The following is a 19,134-nucleotide window of genomic DNA, read 5'->3' on the forward strand; positions in this document are numbered from 1 at the left end:
TCATGAGATATTAAGTTTGTATTTCTTTAGAGCATTGAGTACAAAGGTGAGGTTATACATCTCTTCGGAGTACCACAAACGGGAGAAATAGAGGCCGATGGGCTCGGCACGGAACAAGTCACCGCTTTTATACATGCCGTAGAGATAGTCGAAAGCCCGCTTCTTCGCTTCGTTGTCCGTATGGCGATAAGAAGCCAAGGCACTCAACGCGCGGGCGGTCAGGGTTATCTTCGAAGATACGCCTTTGGCACCTCCCCAGCCGCCGTCGGCATTTTGCGTGGCGAGCAGGTAAGCGGTCGCTTTGCGTACCATCTCCCGGGCAATAGGTTCTTCGCAGCCGGAAAGATACTCGATGGTCATCGCCGTGGCGTAGACCGGTGAACGTTCGTCCTCCGCGTCCTGATCGCCAAACCAAAGGGGCGTCCACGAGCCGTCGGCCGCCTGGGTCTTCCGCATCCAACGCAATAGGCGCAACCGGCTCTTCCGGCATTTCCGTTGCAAAGCGGCAGGCAAGGCGTCCATCCACAACTGAAACGCCAGAAGTGTATGGGCGGAGATGTCGGGACTGCTCCGGTCGAAAGGCAGTTTCCCCCAGCCTTTGCAGAAGGTAGGCATACCGCCGTCTTTGTTTTGCAGAGCCAAAAGCCATTCGATGCCTTTGCCGACTTCCGGACAGTACGTGCCATCGAGTAGGGTATATAAAGCCACCAACGCGCCGGAAGTATCGTCGGCATCAGGCGCCGCTCCGGGCAGATCGGTCCAGCCCCAACCCCCTTCTTTGGCTCCGGTGAACGGATGTTTGTGCGTAAAAGCATTCTGGCGGATCAATGTCGCCAATTCCTCTTTCTCCGGCAGGTCATCACCCAGGGCACGCACGCTTAATGCCGTCATCCAACCGGCCAGATCCGTATCGATCGGCCATGATCCGTCTTCGCGCACCGTATCGGTCAGGAAACCCACGCCTTTTTGTGTCGCTCGATGTTCGCGATAACCGGCACCGCTCATGCACATCGCCACAAAGGCGGTCAGCGGAGCCGCTTCGAGGAAACCGCCGTTGACAGGCTGCAGGCGTTCGAGCACCTGTAATGCTTTCGGGATAAAGGATTCGCGGATCGGGGAGAATAGATTCTTTTTTCCTCGGCGATGGCGCAGAATACCCACGGCAATCAGGGCGGGAATGGCATAACTGACTACGGGCAGCTGCAAAAAGCGGAAGAACCGTTGCGGCACCACCGCCAGTTCGAAAGGCAGTTGCGGAATCTTCTCCCAACTTGAGATGATGCCGGCCAACGCGCACATCACCAGGATCGGAGCCGAGAAGGTCAGGTCCGTTCCGTAGTAAGCCAATACGCCATTGATGAGCTGTTGATCGGTATCCCCGCCAAACCGGGCGGTCAGGTAGTCTTTGGCTGCGGGTGGCGCTTGTCCGACGGCAGTAAGGGCGGCGTAGGTCAGTAAGGTCGCGGTCATATTCGACGGACTTTCAACCGTATCGCCCCAGGAACCATCCGCTTTCATCGTATCAATCAGCCATTCCGTTCCTTTTTGGATATAAATGGCATACTTCTCCCGATCCACCGTATGCAATGCAAAGACAGCTACAGCCGTCGAGATCGCGCTCGACGAGAGCTTGCCCCGCCAGATCTTCCCGGGCGTCCGCTTGCTCAATAGCTCCTTGCGCAGGAAGTCGATGACTTCCTTCAATTGACAATTCATAGTGGACTTATCGGTCTCTGTACTCATCTCCTTTCTACTGCCTTTCAATTAATAATTAATAATTAACAATTAATAATTAACAATTCCCCAATGCCAATAGCCCATAGAACGTATATTCCACATCACTCTTTTCTTCCAACAGGGTTGCCGAGAAGCCGCCCGAATCCAACCAATGCGCTTCGATAAACGCCTTCGCGGGATACTTCAGCTTCAGGCCATAACTGTTTAAGACAAAGAGCGAAGTCGCCGTAGATAACAGATCGGGCAGGGGAGAGGCCTCTGCCGCGGCAAAGCCTCCGGAAGGGTCTTGCCGCTCGCGCAGGAATTCTACATCCGGGTTCATTTTGTATCCTTCGAGTTGGCCTTTGATGGCCAAAGCGGCAACCGTCGCGTTGGTGGTGGCGGTCAGGCCGTCAACTGTATTCCGGTATCCGCCGCTCTGCACCCGATAGGGCGAGAGGTCGAAGGCTGCCGCGACAGGCTTGCGTCCGGCATCTTCTAATAACGACAACCAGAGAAACTGCGAATAAGGCGATTGCCTGTCGTTATGGGGAACCTCTGCAAAGGCTTGTAATTCTTTTATCTCTTTGGGAAGTAGAGCGTTCGCGAACAAACCGATCTTTCCTCCGACCGTCAATTGCCGGATCATCTGCAAGCGCCGGTAAGCAGCGTAATGGATCAGGTCGAATGACTCGACATCTTGCTTTTCCAAGTAGGCCTTCATCCGGCCGGTATGCAATTTTATGTCCAGGACAATAGAAAGCGTCCAGCCGAACAGGGTGTAATAGAGATCCGCCTTCCCGCCTTTATCCATAAATGAATGCTCCCCGGTGCGTTGCGACTCCACAAAACCGACTACCCTTTGCAGGGCTTCCCGGCTCAGCTGCTCTTTGCCTTTCCGCAAAAGGTTGAATAGTTGCATGGATATCGTCTTCTTCATCTGCCTTTGTCTTTATTTCAGAATACGTTGGGTCACGCGGAAGAGCAAACGCCTCAGTTCGGTGTTCGGGATCCGGTGCAGGGTCTCCAATGCCTGGCGATGATACTGCTCCGCCAGCTCGCGGGGGCGGTCGATGGCGGTGGCCATGCCGTTATCTTCCAAATCATCGAATAACTGATAGGCAATGCCCAGGGCTTCGGCATAGTCATGCAGGCTATCGATCAGGGATTGATCGCCTCCGGCGCAATGTACGCCCATTGCCAAGGAAACATCGAAGGCAGGCACGGTCTTCAGGCGGAATACCTCGAGAACGAAGTCGGTTGTCAGCGGCCCCTGTGCGGCGGTCCATTCCAGTTCCATCCCTTGTCCGCGGCAGAGGTCGGCATGGGCCTTGGCGGCTACTTCGATAAGCGCCATATTGCCGCAACGCGCCAATAACTGATAGCCGTAGCCCAATAGTAAATCCCCCACATTGATGGCAATGGCCTCCCCGTGCAGGGCATGTACCGTTTGTTTGCCGTAGCGTGTGGAGTCGTTGTCTTGTATATCGTCGTGCACGAGAGAAGCCTTATGGAAGCACTCGACCGCAACGGCCGCCCATTCCACCTCTTTCGGTATCTCTCTCTTGCCATTCAACGCCATATACGTGGCTGCCAAGAGGTAAGGCCGCCAGCGTTTGCCCTCTCCGCCGAGCCACTCCCGGGCGACCCGCGAGGTGAGGTCGTCGGCGGGCGACAGGAGGTTGTTCAGGTTTTCCATGGAGAACCAACTGTCCAGCGTCGATTTCAGGTGGTCGTAGTCCAAGAGATAGACTTCTTTCTCCGAGCGCATGCCGATCATTTCTTCCACATAGCCGTAGTCCACCTCCGTATCTTTACATCCTGCCACGTTCAGCGGAATCGCCAGTCCGGGAACCGCATTATTGATCAGTAAAGGAAACGCCTTCTCCAGCGAATCGAGGCAACTCACCCCGATCACCGTATCCACCACCCGGTTTTCGATCAAGCCGATCACCGAGGTAAAGCCTTCGGCCACCAGGCTCATCATGCCCAGTTCATCCGCTTTGTCCTGCAGGTTAGGGATCGAACAATGTTGGCAGCGGTGGCACAATAAACCGAGTTCATCCACCTCCGCTTGGCAATGTGCCGAGTTACTCAGGCACTTCGGCAATAAGAGGATACGCTTGTCGTACGGAATGGAGGCCACCGTCTCCCGCCACACGCCGTTATTGATCTCGACCATGATCCAACCTTTCGTCGCCGGATCCAGTTGATGTTCACGAATCAATCGGTCGGACAAGGTGGAAAGGTCGTCCATCGACAATGGAAGAGCCAACGACTCGCTGTGCACGAAGTGATCGATCAATCCGCGCAAACGTGTCCTTTCCGCGTACGGTTGCGGTATATGATATATGTGTTTGTTATCCATACGCGCCAAAGCCAAAGAAATATTTCTTCTTTACCATTTTATAAAATACATTTTCTTCCGGGATCTCCTGCCCCTGCTGGTTATGCCCGGCGGTAGGCACCATTTTTTTGTACTCTTCCCGTACGCTTCCCCGGCTTGTGGTGTCTGTCGCCTGATGTTTTTCCAGGAAATCCGCCATCATCTGCGGATCTTCCAACAGGATACAGCCGCGCGAGCTTTCCGCCGTCATCTTTCGGAACGCGGCGAGGAAGTCTGAGTGTTCGAACAACTCCGCCAGGTTCGAACCGTCCGCGTTGAGATAGTCTTTCGCCATCTGGATCGGCGGACAAAACTCCAACGCACCCGAAGGCGAGATATGATGGCTCATACCTGTCGCGGCGGGACAAAGGGCATTGCCCTGGGCGTCCCAGTAGGTCTCGATAATAAAGAGAGGCGCGTCTTTGCGTTGCTCCACAATGAAGCGGCGGAAGGCCAATACCTCCTCTTTGTCCAATGCGTTCGAAGGGTTCGGATCGGCTCCCGCGGGGCGGTAGAGGTAATACCAGAGGTAATGTGCTCCTTCTTTGGCAATCCACTCAATATACTGGCGGTTCACCAGGTCGTTGTAATTGCTCTTGCAGATACTCGCTGCCGCCCCGAAGATCAACCGGGCTTTCCGGCAGGCACGTACTCCCGCCAGCGTCCGTTCAAACACGTCGTTCCGTCCCCGGCGGGCATCGCTCTCCGCTTTGAGCCCTTCGATGCTGATCAATGGGGTAACGTTGCCCATCCGTTTCAGGCGCATGGCGACTTCTTCGGTCAAGAGGATCCCGTTGGTGAATAACTGGAAATAACAATCGGAATGTTTTTCCATGATATCCAATAATCCATTATACATCAAAGGTTCTCCTCCCAGTATGCCGAAGAAATAAGAGCCTTTCTGTTTGCTGCCGCTAATGATGCCGTCCAGCTGTTCCGCCGTAAGCGCTTTCCGGCCGCCTGCCGAGACCCAGCAACCGCTACAGGCCAGGTTGCAGCTTTCCGTTACGGAGATCATCACAAAAGCAGGGAAAAAAGGTTTGCCTTCCGCCTGCCTTTTCTCAAACCGGCTGATGTTGCGCATGCTCTTCCATCCGAAGTTATACATAAACTTCCACACCAGGCGGGGAGAACATTCCCGCGGCACCCGGAATGCCGCTTTTGCCGTAGCATTATATTCCCTGAATGTCATTTGTCGTTCTCTTTAAATAAAGAAACACTGGCCCGACGTTGTTGCAGGCGCATCCGTAGTCGCTCCCGATACATCCGGTCCATCTCTTCCGGATTGAAGGTCTCTTCCTCCGCCGTCCCACCATTGATGGGGGATTTCTCGTATTTGGGAAAGATAATCGCTTTACTGGGACACATGCGCGCGCAGGCCGGACAGTTGTTCTTGCAGTTTTGGGGTTGCACCACCCTGACCCGTTTGTCTTCGACGGTATACACCCCGAACAAGCAGAAGTCATGGCACTTCCCACACTCGATACATTTGGATTTGTCGATCACCGGATACCAGGCATCCGTTCCGTTTTCCACCGGAAACGCGTCAATCTCCTGCCGGATCACCGTGAAGTCCGGAAGAACCTGTCTTTCTGAAGGAGAAATAGAGAAATGGGAAAGGATCTCTTCCCGATTCATTTGGCGCATATCAATGAGTTTCCCGGCTTCCAAGCCGAGCCATTCGAGGTGGGAACGGACAGCCCGCGTGTGGCAGGCCAGGATAATACCCGAAGCAATCTCCGCCATCTCCGGCGCATGAGTGATTACTTTTTTACATAGGTCGGCTTCTACCGAAACCGCGTATCCCTCTCTTTTGAGTAGGGCTGCTATCTCCGCGACTTTATCCTTGTCGATGAACGAACGGGAAGCACAGGCGCATACCGTAACCCTTTGATGTAATGATTGGCTCTGCATTTGGTTTTTACTATCGTTGTATAATCCTGATTAATGATGCTAATGTAAGCATTATAGTATTTCGGAAAGTAAAAACAGCGTAAAAAAGAAAAATCAAGGGCTAAAAGCGAATTGGACAGAATATGAAAAGAAAATTCAAGAGCTGAAAGTGAATTCAGCCGAGCGGAAGAAAAAAAAATCCTGCCGGAAGTCGGCAGGATCTGGAATCTTTTATTTTTTAGAATGTTCCAATGAAGTTTTTCTGAACTCTTTCAACATTTTCTCCAATTCTAAAGAAGCTTTACGAGCGCGTGTGCCGGCAGCTTTGTTTGCTTTTTCTACTTGTAGCGCTGCATCTTTTTCGAAAGCAGCGAAGTTTTCCTTGATCTTGCTTACTAAATTTTCCATTTTGTTCTAATTTGTTACTGATGTATAAAAATTTCAGAGATTATATGGTCTATAACAAGTAAGCGCAGTTTTTGTTCGCCGCTCTAACGCATAATTTTCATGTTTTAGAGAAAAAAATCACGGACAATTAAAAAAGAATAGGATCGTCCCGGGTATTTCTTTCGGATCGATGGCGTATTTTCTCTTTTTGGCGGGATTATTTGTTTGTTGATAACCGTCAACACATTTGTTGATAGTTATCAACAGATCTGTTGACAATTGTCAACAAACTTGTTGATAATTATCAACAAATGAGTGCTCCTTACAATGCGTTCATTTACTGCCTTTTATAATCTTCGCTAAATCAGGGGCAAAATCAACCTTATAAAATCATTCTTTGAAGAATTCTATTTACCTTTGCTTCTGTAAATCCGCTATCCATAATATAGAGACAAAGCAGAATGGCAAAGAAAAAGAACACTACAAGTGCGAAGAAGAAAGAAAACAACGGAAGTACCTGGGCCGCGATTAAGGCTTTTTTTACCAATGAGCGAACAAGGTATATCACCGGCCTGATCATTTGTCTGTTCACCATTTATATCGGATTGGCTTTGATCTCCTTCTTTTTTACAGGGGGAGTGGATCAAAGCAAGATCGAGAATGTGCCTTTGTCGGATCTGGTGTCGAGTAAAAGATCGGTAGAGAACTGGACGGGCGTGCGCGGGGCCTATCTGGCGGATCTGTTGATGAACCGTTGGTTTGGGGTCTCTTCTTTTATGATCCTTGTTTTCCTGGGATCCGTAGGTATGCGGATGATGAATCTGGCGCGGATATTCCTGTTCAAACGATTTCTTTTCTGTGGGGCGACCTTGATCTGGGGCTCTGTATTCTGCGCCTTTGTTTTTGTAGCCGGTTATGAAGATACTTTTATCTATCTGGGTGGGCAACACGGTTATTTCATTTCGGAATGGCTGATCAGTAATATCGGCATTCCCGGAACGGTTCTCTTATTATTGGGCTCTTTCCTGATCATTGCCATCTTTACCAGCAAACGAACCATACCTTTCCTGCAACGGATCTTCTCTTTCGGCTGGATCACCAAGCGGGCGAAGAAAGAAAAAACAGAAGCCGGAGAGATGCCGGATGAAGATAACTATATCTCGGATGAAGCCGAGGAAGACGATGAAGATCCGAAATCGGAAGAAAAAACCTCCTTCATATCGGACGATGAAGGTTTTGTGATCACCGTTCCGGAAGATGAAGAAATGTTTGTCAGTCCGAATAATAACGATTCCGACGAAGAAGAAGATCCGAATGAGGATTTGAACTTCACGGTGGAAGTGCCTGAGGGGGATGATGAAGTGTACGACGGTTCGACTATGGGTGACTATGATCCGAAACTGGATCTGTCGAAGTTTAGTAATCCGACTGTCGACCTCCTGAAGAAATATGAATCGGGAGATCATCAGGTCGATATGGAGGAACAGACGGCGAATCAACGCCGGATCAAACAGACCTTGGAGAATTTCGGCATTAATATCTCTTCCATCAAAGCGACCGTTGGCCCAACGATCACCTTGTATGAAGTCATACCCGATGTGGGCGTGCGTATCGCTAAGATCCGTAACCTGGAAGATGATATTGCTTTGAGCCTTTCTGCTTTGGGCATACGTATCATTGCGCCGATGCCGGGGAAAGGCACGATTGGTATCGAGGTGCCGAATAAGGATCCGCAGATCGTTTCCATGCAATCGGTGATTGCCTCCCGCAAGTTTCAGGAGTGTAAATATGACCTGCCGGTAGCCTTGGGCAAAACCATTACCAACGAGATCTTTATGTTCGATCTGGCTAAGATGCCGCACTTATTGGTGGCCGGTGCCACGGGGCAAGGGAAATCGGTCGGTCTGAATGCCTTGATCACCTCCTTGCTCTATAAAAAACATCCGTCGGAACTGAAGTTTGTGATGGTCGACCCGAAGATGGTTGAGTTTAGTATCTATGCCGAGATCGAACGACACTACCTGGCCAAACTGCCGGGCGACGATAAAGCGATCATTACCGACTTTACGAAAGTGATCCAGACCCTGAACTCCCTCTGTAAAGAGATGGACGACCGTTACGACCTGTTGATGAAAGCGCATACCCGGAATATCAAAGAATATAACGCGAAGTTTATCAGCCGCCGCCTCAATCCGGAGAAGGGACATAAGTTTATGCCTTATATCGTTGTGATCATCGATGAGTTTGGCGATCTGATCATGACCGCCGGTAAAGAGATCGAGATGCCGATTGCCCGTATCGCCCAGAAAGCGCGTGCGGTAGGTATCCACATGGTGATCGCCACACAGCGGCCGACGACGAATATCATTACCGGAACGATCAAAGCGAACTTCCCGGCACGTATGGCGTTCCGCGTATCGTCTATGATCGACTCGCGAACGATCCTCGATGCACCGGGAGCGAACCAGTTGATCGGGCGGGGTGATTTATTATTCTCGCAGGGAAGTGATATGATTCGTGTGCAATGTGCTTTTGTCGATACGCCGGAGGTAGAACAAATATCCGAATATATCGGTAGCCAGGTGGGTTATCCGACGGCTCATATGCTGCCTGAATTTATCGGCGAAGGCGATAGCGATAAGATCGGAGCGGTAGACCTTTCCGACCGGGATCCGCTATTCGACGAAGCGGCCCGTCTGATTGTGATGCAACAACAGGGATCGACTTCGCTGATCCAACGGAAGTTCGCGATCGGATATAACCGTGCCGGACGTTTGATGGACCAGTTGGAAGCTGCCGGAATTGTCGGGCCTTTCGAAGGAAGCAAAGCCCGGCAGGTGTTGATTCAGGATGAGTATTCGCTGGAGCAGTTACTGAATAACTTGAAGTAAAGGTTAATGGTTAATGATGAATGGTTAATGATTAATTGAAGGAGAAGATGAAAAGGTACTTATATATAATATGTATAATATTGTGTTGGGGAAGTGTTTTCCCGGTATGGGCGCAAAAGGGGGGAGATATTCTGGATAAGGCGGCGGAGACGTATGAGAAGTCCAACGGGATTTCCGCTTCGTTTGCTTTTCATACGCGGAATGACGCGCAACATATCTCCGAAAGCTTTGAAGGAATTATCCAGATGCGGGGCGATAAGTTTGCCTTTGCCACTCCGGATATGCAGGTCTGGTACGACGGTAAGACCCAATGGACGTATGTCGAACGCAATGAAGAAGTCTATGTGACCGAACCGACCGGTGATGAACTGCAGTTGACCAATCCGGCCGTATTGCTTCGTACGTATAAGAAGGGCTATGAGGCCAAATATATAGGCGAAAGCACCTCGGCAAGCGGCAAAACGGCTTATGATGTCGAACTGACGCCCCGGAAGAAAGGAGATATCGTTCGCGTGAGTTTGCAGATCGAAAAAATATCTTCATTCCCTGTGCGCATTGTTATTGAAGATAAGAACGCTACGCGCACAATGATCCAGATCGATAAGCTGACTTTCGGCGTCAACCAATCGGATCACTCATTTGTTTTTAATAAGGAGAACTATCCCGAAGCGGATATTATAGGCTTGCCTTAGTATAGTTAAATAATAGATTTTAGAATAAACATGGAACACAAATCAACAGAAAAAGTACGCTGCCTGATTATTGGTTCAGGACCAGCAGGATATACCGCGGCGATCTATGCCGCCCGTGCCAATATGAACCCGGTACTCTATGAAGGTATTCAACCGGGAGGTCAACTGACCACCACCACCGATATTGAGAACTTCCCCGGTTATCCGGAAGGTATTTCCGGCTTTGATATGATGGAAGACTTCAAGAAGCAAGCCCTTCGTTTCGGAGCGGATATCCGGATCGGGATTGCCACATCGACGGACTTTTCCGATACGCTGTTGAAAGTGGTGATTGAAGATGAAAAGGTGATCGAAGCGGATACGGTGATTATCGCTACAGGAGCTACGGCGAAATATCTGGGTCTTCCGGATGAAGCCCAATATGCCGGGATGGGCGTTTCCGCCTGTGCGACTTGCGATGGATTCTTCTACCGCAAGAAGAAAGTGGCCGTTGTCGGAGGGGGCGATACCGCCTGCGAAGAAGCGCTCTACTTAGCCTCTCTGGCCGAGAAAGTGTATATGATCGTGCGGAAAGATCATCTGCGTGCGTCCAATATCATGCAGCAACGGGTGGCAGAAACCCCCAATATCGAAGTCTTGTTCGAACACAATACCCTCGGGCTCTTTGGCGAACATGGAGTGGAAGGTGCTCGCCTGGTCAAACGCAAAGGTGAACCGGATGAGGAGATTGTCGAAATAGAAATCGATGGCTTCTTCCTGGCTATCGGGCATACGCCTAATTCGAAGATCTTTGCCGACTGGCTCGAAACAGACGAAACGGGTTATATCAATACGGTTCCGGGAACCCCCCGTACGAATGTGCCGGGCGTTTTTGCGGCAGGAGACGTGGCCGACCCGGTCTACCGCCAGGCCATCACCGCAGCCGCCTCAGGATGTAAAGCCGCGATTGAAGCCGAGCGTTATTTATTGGAGAATGGTATCCGGTGTAACGGATAATATCCGGTTGGGTGCCGACTCTAAAGATTATAATTCGCACGCTGATGACACAGATTAAGCAGATGACCGCAGATAAGAAGTTTAGATCTACTCAAATCTGCGATCATCTGTCTGATCTGTGTCATCTGTGTATTAAATTGTTTTTGAGGAATCCGCTGAACACCGTTATGCATTATGGTGGGTGGGTTGGATTCCTATTCTTTTGTTCTCTCTCCCTTTATGCCGTAGAACCTCCGAAAACCGAGATCCGCGCGGTCTGGTTGACGACGGTCTATGGCCTGGATTGGCCGAAGAAGACAGCCACCACCGCCCAGGAAACGGAAGATCAAAAGAAAGAACTCTTACATATCCTGGATCGCCTGGAAGAGGCCCACTTCAATATGGTCTTTATGCAGGTCAGGCTTCGGGGCGATTTGATCTATCCTTCGAAGATCGAACCGTTCAGCCGGGTGTTTACCGGCAAGACGAATCAGAAGCCCGGGTATGATCCGTTGCAGTTTGTCCTCGACGAATGCCATAAGCGGGGTATGGAATGTCATGCCTGGTTTGTGACCTATCCGTTGGGAACGGAGCAAGGGGTTCGTCTGCAAGGCAACCATTCGGTGGTCAAGAAACACGCTAAATTAGTCAAGAAACACCAGGGCGAATGGTACCTGGATCCGGGAATGCCTGAGACGACGGATTATATCTTGTCCCTGGTGCGCGAACTGGTCGCTTCGTACGATATCGACGGGCTGCATCTGGACTATGTGCGTTATCCGGATCAGGCAAAAACCTTTGCCGACAAAGCATTATACAATCGCTATGGAAAAGGAATGGACCTGGCCGATTGGAGGCGGGCGAATATCAACCGATTGGTCACCCGGGTATATGATGAAGTGAAACGAATGAAGCCTTGGGTGCAGGTGAGCAGCTCCCCTTTGGGAAAGTATAACCGGATCGAGCGGGTGCCCAATGCCGGGTGGACGGCCTACGAGAGTGTGTTCCAGGATCCCAAGCAATGGATGGCGGAAGGCAAGCAGGATATGATTGTGCCGATGATGTATTACTTGCATGATAACTTTTTCCCTTTTGTCGATAATTGGGCGGATAATTGTAACGGCCGCTTGGTCGTGCCCGGCCTCGGCGCCTACCGGATGGAGGAAAAAGAGGGAGGATGGACCGTCAATGATATCACCGACCAGATCGATTACAGCCGTTACTACGGCGGAGCCGGCTGTGCCTTCTTCCGGTGCGAACATGTGATGAATAATCCAAAATTATACAAAGACCTGAAAGACGCGTATTATACCTATCCCGCTCAGCTTCCTCCTTTGACCTGGCTGAACGACCGCGTGCCGGACGCCCCCGAAGAAGTGAAGGTCGAAAAAGTGGAAGACCAACTGCGAATCTCCTGGCAGAAACCCGCCACCGAAGAGGAGGAGCTGACCTATACCTTATATTATTCCTTATCGGACAGCATCGACTATTCTTCCGCCAAACAGATCTTAGCCACCGGTATCCGTTCGACTGAACTCTACCTGCCCATCTCCGCAAACCAACAACAAGGCTACCTCTTCAGCATCACCTCTTCCACCCGCTACCATATCGAAAGCCAACCTTCACGGGAGAGTTATTATTTTCTGACGGAGTATGTTAAGTGATTAAAAAAAAGCTTATCTTTAGGGGCGTAAGAACTCGTAGGAATTCATAAGAGCTCATAAGAACTCATAGGAACTTATAGAACTCATAAGAGCTCATAAGAACTCATAAGAACTCATAGGAAGCAAGATGAATTCCTTATTCTTACGAATTCCTATGAATTCCTATGAGTTCTTATGAATTCTTAAGTATCAACCTCAATAAAATCAACACTATGAAACACTTCATCCCCAGAGAAAAAAACTATCGTCAGCTATTCTGCTATCAAAAAGCAGAAGCCATCTACGACATCACCTGTTATTTCTGTGATAAGTATTTGAATTACCGTGATCGCACAGTCGATCAAATGAAACAAGCTGCCCGCTCCGGCAAACAGAATATTGTTGAAGGAACGGCCGCCTCTATTACTTCCAAAGAAACGGAAATCAAACTGATCAATGTGGCTAAAGCCAGCTTGCAGGAACTCTTGATTGATTATGAAGACTATTTGCGCACGCATGGATTGAGAATCTGGGAGAAGGGCTCTGTCGAGCAACTGAAAATGTGTGAATTAGGAAGAGTGCATAATGATTCTGCGTATTACATGAGCCTGATAAGTACACGGCCTCCTGAAACCATTGCGAATATAGCAATCTGCCTGATCTGGCAAACGGATGTCTTATTGTTCCGCTTGCTTAAGCGGCTTGAGGAAAGCTTTTTGCAGGATGGCGGGCTTCGCGAGAATATGATGAAATGCCGAGTGGAGGAAAGGAAGAATAGGAGAGGGATTTAGGAGAGAGTAATTAAGAACTCATAAGAGCTCATAAGAACTCATAAGAGCTCATAGGAACTCATAAGAACTCATAAGAACTCATAGGAACTTATAAGAACTCATAAGAGCTCATAAGAACTCATAGGAACTCATAAGAACTCATAAGAGCTCATAAGAACTCATAGGAACTCATAAGAGCTAGGAAAAGGAGGATAACCCTTTTCCTATATTCCTATGAATTCCTATGAGTTCTTATGAATTCTTATGAGCTCCTAACTCTCCTATGAATTCCTATGAGTTCTTATGAGTTCTTATGAGTTCCTATGATTTAGTTAATTAAACTAAAATCCCCTCCGCCCACCCGGAAACCTTTTATCTTTGCAAATGATGAGGAAGATACCTACATATCTGTTTGTTCTCTTGATGGCTGCTTTGGTGTTTTACGGAGGGGCCGGGGTGAACGTGGCTTCTTTCTGTTGCCAGGACTGCCGGGCGGAAGGTGTGGAGATCTTGGCCGGCGACAGATGCTGTGAGGTACATGGGCATACACATCATCTGGAACATGAAACCGTAGAACATACCAACGATTCATTCGATCATTCCCATGAAAAATGCTGTCACATGAGCCGGATCTCTTTCGATTGGGGATCGGAAAAGGTGTCTATCGACAGCCCGCAACCTGTTACTTTCGATCTGTTGACCGACGGATCATTCGATATTTCAGTTATTCCACTTCCTTTTGTCGAAGAGAGGACTTCGGTGATGCCCAATGGGCCGCCACTCCCGCCCAGGGTTTATCTTTCTCTTCTTACCACTCTCCTGATTTAGCGGAGCTGAGGCTTTATAAGGGGCCAGCTACGTCGTTACTTTCTTAAAGATATTCAGTCACATGCTTCAGTATGCTCCTTCATATCTTTAATCAAGTGCCTCGTATCTGACCCCTTCTAAAGCCTCAGCTGTTTTGTGTGGTGGGGGCGCTGACTCGCCTGTATATAGGTGTGATCAAAGGCTTCCCGATAAGTAAAAAAGTTAAATCAGAAGAGAAAGAAATGTTGAAACAATTATATTTATGGATAGTTGGCTGTGTCCTTTGCTCGTCGTCGGTATGGGCAGAAGGCATAGCGAAAGGATATGTGTTTGATGAGAGCGAGCAGCCGGTTATCGGGGCGAATGTGTATTGGGAAGGAACCCAGAAAGGCACGACTACCGATATCAATGGTTATTTTGAACTGGAGCAAAAAGGAGACAGCCGTCAGTTGGTGGTTAGTTACATCGGTTATGTGACGTCGACGACTACGGTGACCAATCTGAATGCCCCGTTGCGGATTGTATTGAAAGGAGAGATCGAATTGGAAGAGGTGGTGGTCAGTGAACGCCGCATAGGTCTGATTGCATCCCGGAGCAGTGTGTTACAGACCCAGAAGATCACGTACGACGAGATCTGCCGTGCGGCTTGTTGTAACCTGGCAGAGAGCTTCGAGACGAATCCTTCGGTGGATGTCTCCTATGCCGATGCCGCCACAGGGGCGCGCCAGATCAAACTCCTGGGTTTGTCGGGTACTTACGTGCAGATGCTGACCGAGAACTACCCGAACTTCCGTGGCGCCGCTTCGCTTTATGGTCTCGACTACGTGCCCGGTGCCTGGATGGAGAGTATCCAGGTGTCGAAAGGAACGTCGTCGGTGAAGAACGGTTATGAAGCTTTGGCCGGACAGATCAACGTCGAGTTCAAGAAACCGCCCACGGCGGATATCTTCTCGGCGAATGCTTTCCTGAGTGATGCCGGCCGTTACGAAGGCAATGCCGACGCCTCCTGGCATATCAACGATAAGGTCTCTACCGGCCTTCTGGTACATTATTCGAACGACAGCAAGCAGCACGATGGCAACGACGACGGTTTCCTGGATATGCCTTTGAAAGAACAGGTGAACCTGATGAACCGTTGGTACCACAAGACCGATAAATACATCGCGCAGTATGGCGTGAAGTACCTGCATGAAAACCGTACAGGCGGGCAAACGACCAAACACGGCCATTTCCCCGATCCGTATCAGATCAAGTTGCGTACCAACCGGGTGGAAGGATATACCAAACAGGCGTATGTCTTCGACCACGAAAAGGTGGAAAGCGCCGCGTTGATCCTTTCCGGCTCGTATCACGAGCAGCAAGCGATGTACGACCGCACGCCTTATAATATCTATCAGAATAATATCTATGCCAGTCTGCTCTACGAGAAAGAATTCTCACCCATGCACAGCCTGAGCACCGGCTTGAGCCTGAACTACGACGGCTTCAACGAGAACCTGACCCAGGCAGGACAGCGCCAACTCTACGACCGTACGGAAGTCGTTCCCGGTGCTTATGTGCAATACACGTTGAATCTGAACGATAAACTGATCATGCTTGCCGGACTGCGGGCGGATTACAGCTCGTTGTACGACTTCTTTGTCACTCCCCGTGTTCACTTGAAATACAACCCGACGGAATGGTTCCATATCCGTGCTTCGGCCGGAAAAGGTTTCCGTACGGCGAATGTATTGGCCGAAAACAATTTCCTGCTTTCCAGCAGCCGCCGGATGGAGATCGCCGACAACCTGGATCAGGAAGAAGCCTGGAACACGGGCTTGAACCTGTCGTTCTATATCCCGCTGTTTGGCAAAGAATTGACATTGAACGGAGAATGGTATTATACGGACTTCCTCAAGCAGGTCGTGGTCGATATGAATAGCAATCCGCATGCCGTACGCTTTTACAACCTGGATGGCCGGTCGTATTCGAACAGCTACCAGATCGAAGCGACCTATCCCTTCTTCCGCGGCTTTACGCTGACGGCAGCTTACCGTTATACCGATGCAAAGACCGATTACCGCAACGCCGAAGGCCTCACCACGCGGATGAAGAAACCGTTGGTGAGCGATTACAAAGGACTGGTGACCGCTTCGTATCAGACCCCTTTGAAGAAATGGCAGTTCGACCTCACGGGTCAGTTCAGCGGGGGCGGCCGAATGCCCGATCCGGATCCGACCAATCCCCTGTGGGATAAGACCTTCAAGTCGCACCAAGTATGGAATGCCCAGATCACGAAGTATTTCCGCCAATGGTCGGTCTATGTCGGCTCTGAAAATATTTTCGATTATACGCAGTCGAACCCGATTGTCGACGCCGCCAATCCCCGGGGAGATAATTTCGACGGCACAATGATCTGGGGACCGGTGCACGGCCGGAAGATCTATATCGGTATGCGCTTTAATCTCGAACGATTATAAATCAAATCAATATTCACCTTTTAATATCTATCAGTTATGAAACGAGTTATTGTAGTTTTAATGTGTGCTTTGTTCACCTTCTCCCTGGCGTATGCCCAGGAAACGAAAAAGAAGGACAAGAAAGAAACCGTCACCTTCCTGATCGACGGTATGGACTGTGCCAACTGCGTCAAGAAAGTAGAGAAAAACATCGCTTTCGAAAAAGGCGTGACCGACCTGAAATGCGACCTGCCTACCCGTACGGCAGCCGTGACCTATCGTGCGGATAAAACGACGGAAGACAAATTGGTTGCCGCCTTCAAAAAGATCGGGATGGACGCCGTTGCCGTCAAAGAAGGAGAGACGCCCGCATCTTCGGGGGAAACAAAAGAACACAAGCACGCGCATTAAGACTTTCCTACCGTATATTTAGTCCTTTCGCCGTAGAATTTTTATTCCCTAATTGGGAGCATATTAATTTTACGGCGAAAATGCGTTAAAACAACCGGTAGAACAGCTAAGTTTGATTCGAACAAACGAATAACCGTTTTAATTTCAATCTCATTAACACAGTTATTACGCTGAACGTTCTATCTTTGTACGCTGTTCTGCATGGGGTAGAAATAAGAAAGGCTGTTTATCCCACTATTTTTTTCGCCGAATGCAGCGTTTAGTAAAAGAGTAACATCATTATAGGTGTACAGCCTCCTAACCGGGGCAGTCACGGCATGACTGAATGGATGAGCAACAACTGATAGAGGGTTGTCGGAAGGGAAATAGAAAAGCTCAGAAAGAGCTGTACGAAACATATTCCCGCAAGATGATGGGAGTTTGCCTGCGCTACGTCAACGACAGGGAGACGGCTCGTGATTTGCTTCAGGATGGTTTCGTCAGAGTATTCACTTCGTTGGACTCTTATTCGGGCACAGGCTCGTTCGAAGGTTGGATGCGGAAGATCTTTGTTAATAGTGCGTTAGAATACCTGCGCCGGACGGATATCCTCCGGGATGCGGCCGATCTGGATCATACGGCTGAACTGGCCGGGGCAGACAGCTCGGTGATTTCCCGGATGTCGGCCGCCGAATTGATGCAAGTCGTCAATGAACTGCCCACAGGCTTCCGGACGGTATTCAACCTGTTTGCCATCGAAGGCTATTCGCACAAGGAGATCGGGGAAATGTTGCAGATCACCGAAAGCACCTCCCGCTCGCAATACACCCGTGCCAAGCAGTTGTTGCAACGCAAGATTAACACATTGTATGAGTAGAAAGAAAATAAATGAAAGAGAAAGAAAGAGATAATATTGATGACCTGTTTCAGTCGAAGCTCAGCGAGTGGGAGATCGATGTGATGCCACAGGATTGGGAGAGGATCGCCGATCGTCTGCCGCGGGCCACGTCTATCCCGTTCTATCGCAAAGCCACCTATTGGGCGGCCGCAGCGGTGGCCGCTCTGCTGATGGTGATGAGTGGTATCTACTTCTTTGAACAACAACCCGTCGGTGAAGCCATCGTTCAGGAAATCGAACGCCACACTGAAGCACTCAAACCGCCCGTATATACTGCACCATCGGTTACAACCGAGCAGCCCGTTATCGCTAAAGCGATGCAGGCAGCCCCAATACATAAGAAAAAAGAGGAACTCCCCTTGAAGGAGCGTGAAGATGAAGAAGTTGATCAGCCCTATCAGGCCGTTGAAGATGAACAGCCGATTTCTGTAACCGCAGGCGATGATGAAATGCCCGAGCAAGCTGCGGTTACAAAATCGAACGCCGGTCAGGCGGAAGTAACGCCGACAAACACCGTTTCTTCCGAAAAAGCCAAGCCACGGCGGTGGGGATTCGGTATGGGAGCCGGAGGCGTCTCGGTCGGCGCCAGCAATGTGGTGCCCAGCTATCTGGTTTCCACCATGGGATTGCGCGGCGAAGACCTCCTACTCATGAATGCCCCCTCCGGAGGAAGAGCCCTTCCCAAGACAGACGTGCACCATAATAAACCTTTGTCCTTCGGAGTAGGTATCAGCTATTATCTCAATAGCCGCTTTGCCTTGCAAAGTGGGGTAGCATACACCTATTTGTCCTCCGACTGGCAAACCAATGACGAATATAAAGTCAAAACGACGCAGAAACTTCATTTTATTGGCATACCTTTGGGGGTTACTTACAAGATAGCGGAATGGCAACGCTTTAATCTATACGCTTATGCCGGAGTTCAGATGGATCTGAATGTCGCCGGACGGCAAAAAGGAGAATTGGTGCGCGACGCTTTGATAAGTGATGTGGTCATTGATAGCGAAGTACGTTCGGTACGTGAGAAAAAAGTATTACTTTCGGCCAATGCCAAGGTAGGAGTCAGCTATCCGGTCTTGCGCTTCCTCAGTGCATACGCGGAAGCCGGAGCCGGTTACTATTTTGACAACGGAAGCGCCTTGTTCGATAAGATGAGTACGATGCCGACGATCTATTCCGAGAAACCGCTGAACCTAACCTTGCAAGCCGGTTTCCGCTTAGGCTTTTGACACAGTAAAACTATTAACA

Annotated in this window: 16 protein-coding genes; 10 read left to right on the forward strand and 6 right to left on the reverse strand. The window is 49.8% G+C overall.

Features of this window, described 5'->3' with window-relative positions:
- From M2133_RS01815 to M2133_RS01840, 6 genes are all read right to left on the reverse strand, one after another.
- Complete coding sequence (locus M2133_RS01815; RefSeq protein WP_277464250.1) at nt 1-1,743, reverse strand: prenyltransferase/squalene oxidase repeat-containing protein; 1,743 nt, start codon at nt 1,741-1,743, stop codon at nt 1-3.
- Between the two features lie 49 nt (nt 1,744-1,792).
- Nucleotides 1,793-2,656, reverse strand: a complete 864-nt coding sequence (locus M2133_RS01820) for a prenyltransferase/squalene oxidase repeat-containing protein (RefSeq protein ID WP_277464251.1) — start codon at nt 2,654-2,656, stop codon at nt 1,793-1,795.
- 12 nt (nt 2,657-2,668) lie between these two features.
- Complete coding sequence (locus M2133_RS01825; protein WP_277464252.1) at nt 2,669-4,084, reverse strand: polyprenyl synthetase family protein; 1,416 nt, start codon at nt 4,082-4,084, stop codon at nt 2,669-2,671.
- On the reverse strand, nt 4,077-5,294 hold the full coding sequence (locus M2133_RS01830) for a radical SAM/SPASM domain-containing protein (protein WP_277464253.1): 1,218 nt from the start codon (nt 5,292-5,294) through the stop codon (nt 4,077-4,079). Before M2133_RS01830 ends, M2133_RS01825 begins: the two co-directional genes overlap by 8 nt.
- Nucleotides 5,291-6,016 (reverse strand): ferredoxin family protein, encoded by a 726-nt coding sequence (locus M2133_RS01835; RefSeq protein ID WP_277464254.1) that lies wholly within the window; start codon nt 6,014-6,016, stop codon nt 5,291-5,293. Before M2133_RS01835 ends, M2133_RS01830 begins: the two co-directional genes overlap by 4 nt.
- Before the next feature lie 210 nt (nt 6,017-6,226).
- Nucleotides 6,227-6,403: a histone H1 gene (locus M2133_RS01840; protein ID WP_277464255.1), complete on the reverse strand. Its 177-nt coding sequence runs from the start codon at nt 6,401-6,403 to the stop codon at nt 6,227-6,229.
- Between the two features lie 440 nt (nt 6,404-6,843).
- Between M2133_RS01840 and M2133_RS01845 the strand changes: the two genes are divergently transcribed.
- The 10 genes from M2133_RS01845 to M2133_RS01890 all read left to right on the forward strand — a co-directional run bounded on the left by M2133_RS01845 (nt 6,844) and on the right by M2133_RS01890 (nt 19,115).
- Entirely contained in the window at nt 6,844-9,273 is a 2,430-nt protein-coding gene (locus tag M2133_RS01845; RefSeq protein ID WP_277464256.1) for a DNA translocase FtsK, read from the forward strand.
- Between the two features lie 47 nt (nt 9,274-9,320).
- Entirely contained in the window at nt 9,321-9,965 is a 645-nt protein-coding gene (locus M2133_RS01850; protein ID WP_277464257.1) for a LolA-like putative outer membrane lipoprotein chaperone, read from the forward strand.
- Between the two features lie 30 nt (nt 9,966-9,995).
- A complete protein-coding gene (gene trxB / locus M2133_RS01855) occupies nt 9,996-10,961 on the forward strand; it encodes a thioredoxin-disulfide reductase (RefSeq protein WP_277464258.1) in 966 nt (321 codons plus the stop codon).
- A gap of 167 nt (nt 10,962-11,128) precedes the next feature.
- Nucleotides 11,129-12,604: a family 10 glycosylhydrolase gene (locus M2133_RS01860; RefSeq protein WP_346843225.1), complete on the forward strand. Its 1,476-nt coding sequence runs from the start codon at nt 11,129-11,131 to the stop codon at nt 12,602-12,604.
- Between the two features lie 212 nt (nt 12,605-12,816).
- Nucleotides 12,817-13,374 (forward strand): four helix bundle suffix domain-containing protein, encoded by a 558-nt coding sequence (locus M2133_RS01865; RefSeq protein WP_277464260.1) that lies wholly within the window; start codon nt 12,817-12,819, stop codon nt 13,372-13,374.
- A gap of 363 nt (nt 13,375-13,737) precedes the next feature.
- On the forward strand, nt 13,738-14,181 hold the full coding sequence (locus M2133_RS01870; RefSeq protein ID WP_277464261.1) for a hypothetical protein: 444 nt from the start codon (nt 13,738-13,740) through the stop codon (nt 14,179-14,181).
- A gap of 221 nt (nt 14,182-14,402) precedes the next feature.
- Nucleotides 14,403-16,619, forward strand: coding sequence for a TonB-dependent receptor (locus M2133_RS01875; RefSeq protein WP_277464262.1), 2,217 nt, complete (start codon nt 14,403-14,405; stop codon nt 16,617-16,619).
- A gap of 36 nt (nt 16,620-16,655) precedes the next feature.
- Entirely contained in the window at nt 16,656-17,009 is a 354-nt protein-coding gene (locus M2133_RS01880; protein WP_277464263.1) for a heavy-metal-associated domain-containing protein, read from the forward strand.
- 325 nt (nt 17,010-17,334) lie between these two features.
- A complete protein-coding gene (locus M2133_RS01885; protein WP_277464264.1) occupies nt 17,335-17,865 on the forward strand; it encodes a sigma-70 family RNA polymerase sigma factor in 531 nt (176 codons plus the stop codon).
- A gap of 11 nt (nt 17,866-17,876) precedes the next feature.
- Complete coding sequence (locus tag M2133_RS01890; RefSeq protein ID WP_277464265.1) at nt 17,877-19,115, forward strand: porin family protein; 1,239 nt, start codon at nt 17,877-17,879, stop codon at nt 19,113-19,115.
- Nucleotides 19,116-19,134 lie beyond the last annotated feature (19 nt).

It is taken from the genome of Parabacteroides sp. PF5-6 (assembly GCF_029504695.1).
In the GTDB taxonomy this organism is placed as follows: domain Bacteria; phylum Bacteroidota; class Bacteroidia; order Bacteroidales; family Tannerellaceae; genus QVMG01.

Bases quoted from the DNA above. Each gene is read 5' to 3' on its own strand.
- M2133_RS01815 (WP_277464250.1), bottom strand. From the start codon at position 1,743: ATGAGTACAGAGACCGATAAGTCCACTATGAATTGTCAATTGAAGGAA.
- M2133_RS01820 (WP_277464251.1), bottom strand. From the start codon at position 2,656: ATGAAGAAGACGATATCCATGCAACTATTCAACCTTTTGCGGAAAGGC.
- M2133_RS01825 (WP_277464252.1), bottom strand. From the start codon at position 4,084: ATGGATAACAAACACATATATCATATACCGCAACCGTACGCGGAAAGG.
- M2133_RS01830 (WP_277464253.1), bottom strand. From the start codon at position 5,294: ATGACATTCAGGGAATATAATGCTACGGCAAAAGCGGCATTCCGGGTG.
- M2133_RS01835 (WP_277464254.1), bottom strand. From the start codon at position 6,016: ATGCAGAGCCAATCATTACATCAAAGGGTTACGGTATGCGCCTGTGCT.
- M2133_RS01840 (WP_277464255.1), bottom strand. From the start codon at position 6,403: ATGGAAAATTTAGTAAGCAAGATCAAGGAAAACTTCGCTGCTTTCGAA.
- M2133_RS01845 (WP_277464256.1), top strand. From the start codon at position 6,844: ATGGCAAAGAAAAAGAACACTACAAGTGCGAAGAAGAAAGAAAACAAC.
- M2133_RS01850 (WP_277464257.1), top strand. From the start codon at position 9,321: ATGAAAAGGTACTTATATATAATATGTATAATATTGTGTTGGGGAAGT.
- trxB (WP_277464258.1), top strand. From the start codon at position 9,996: ATGGAACACAAATCAACAGAAAAAGTACGCTGCCTGATTATTGGTTCA.
- M2133_RS01860 (WP_346843225.1), top strand. From the start codon at position 11,129: ATGCATTATGGTGGGTGGGTTGGATTCCTATTCTTTTGTTCTCTCTCC.
- M2133_RS01865 (WP_277464260.1), top strand. From the start codon at position 12,817: ATGAAACACTTCATCCCCAGAGAAAAAAACTATCGTCAGCTATTCTGC.
- M2133_RS01870 (WP_277464261.1), top strand. From the start codon at position 13,738: ATGATGAGGAAGATACCTACATATCTGTTTGTTCTCTTGATGGCTGCT.
- M2133_RS01875 (WP_277464262.1), top strand. From the start codon at position 14,403: ATGTTGAAACAATTATATTTATGGATAGTTGGCTGTGTCCTTTGCTCG.
- M2133_RS01880 (WP_277464263.1), top strand. From the start codon at position 16,656: ATGAAACGAGTTATTGTAGTTTTAATGTGTGCTTTGTTCACCTTCTCC.
- M2133_RS01885 (WP_277464264.1), top strand. From the start codon at position 17,335: ATGGATGAGCAACAACTGATAGAGGGTTGTCGGAAGGGAAATAGAAAA.
- M2133_RS01890 (WP_277464265.1), top strand. From the start codon at position 17,877: ATGAAAGAGAAAGAAAGAGATAATATTGATGACCTGTTTCAGTCGAAG.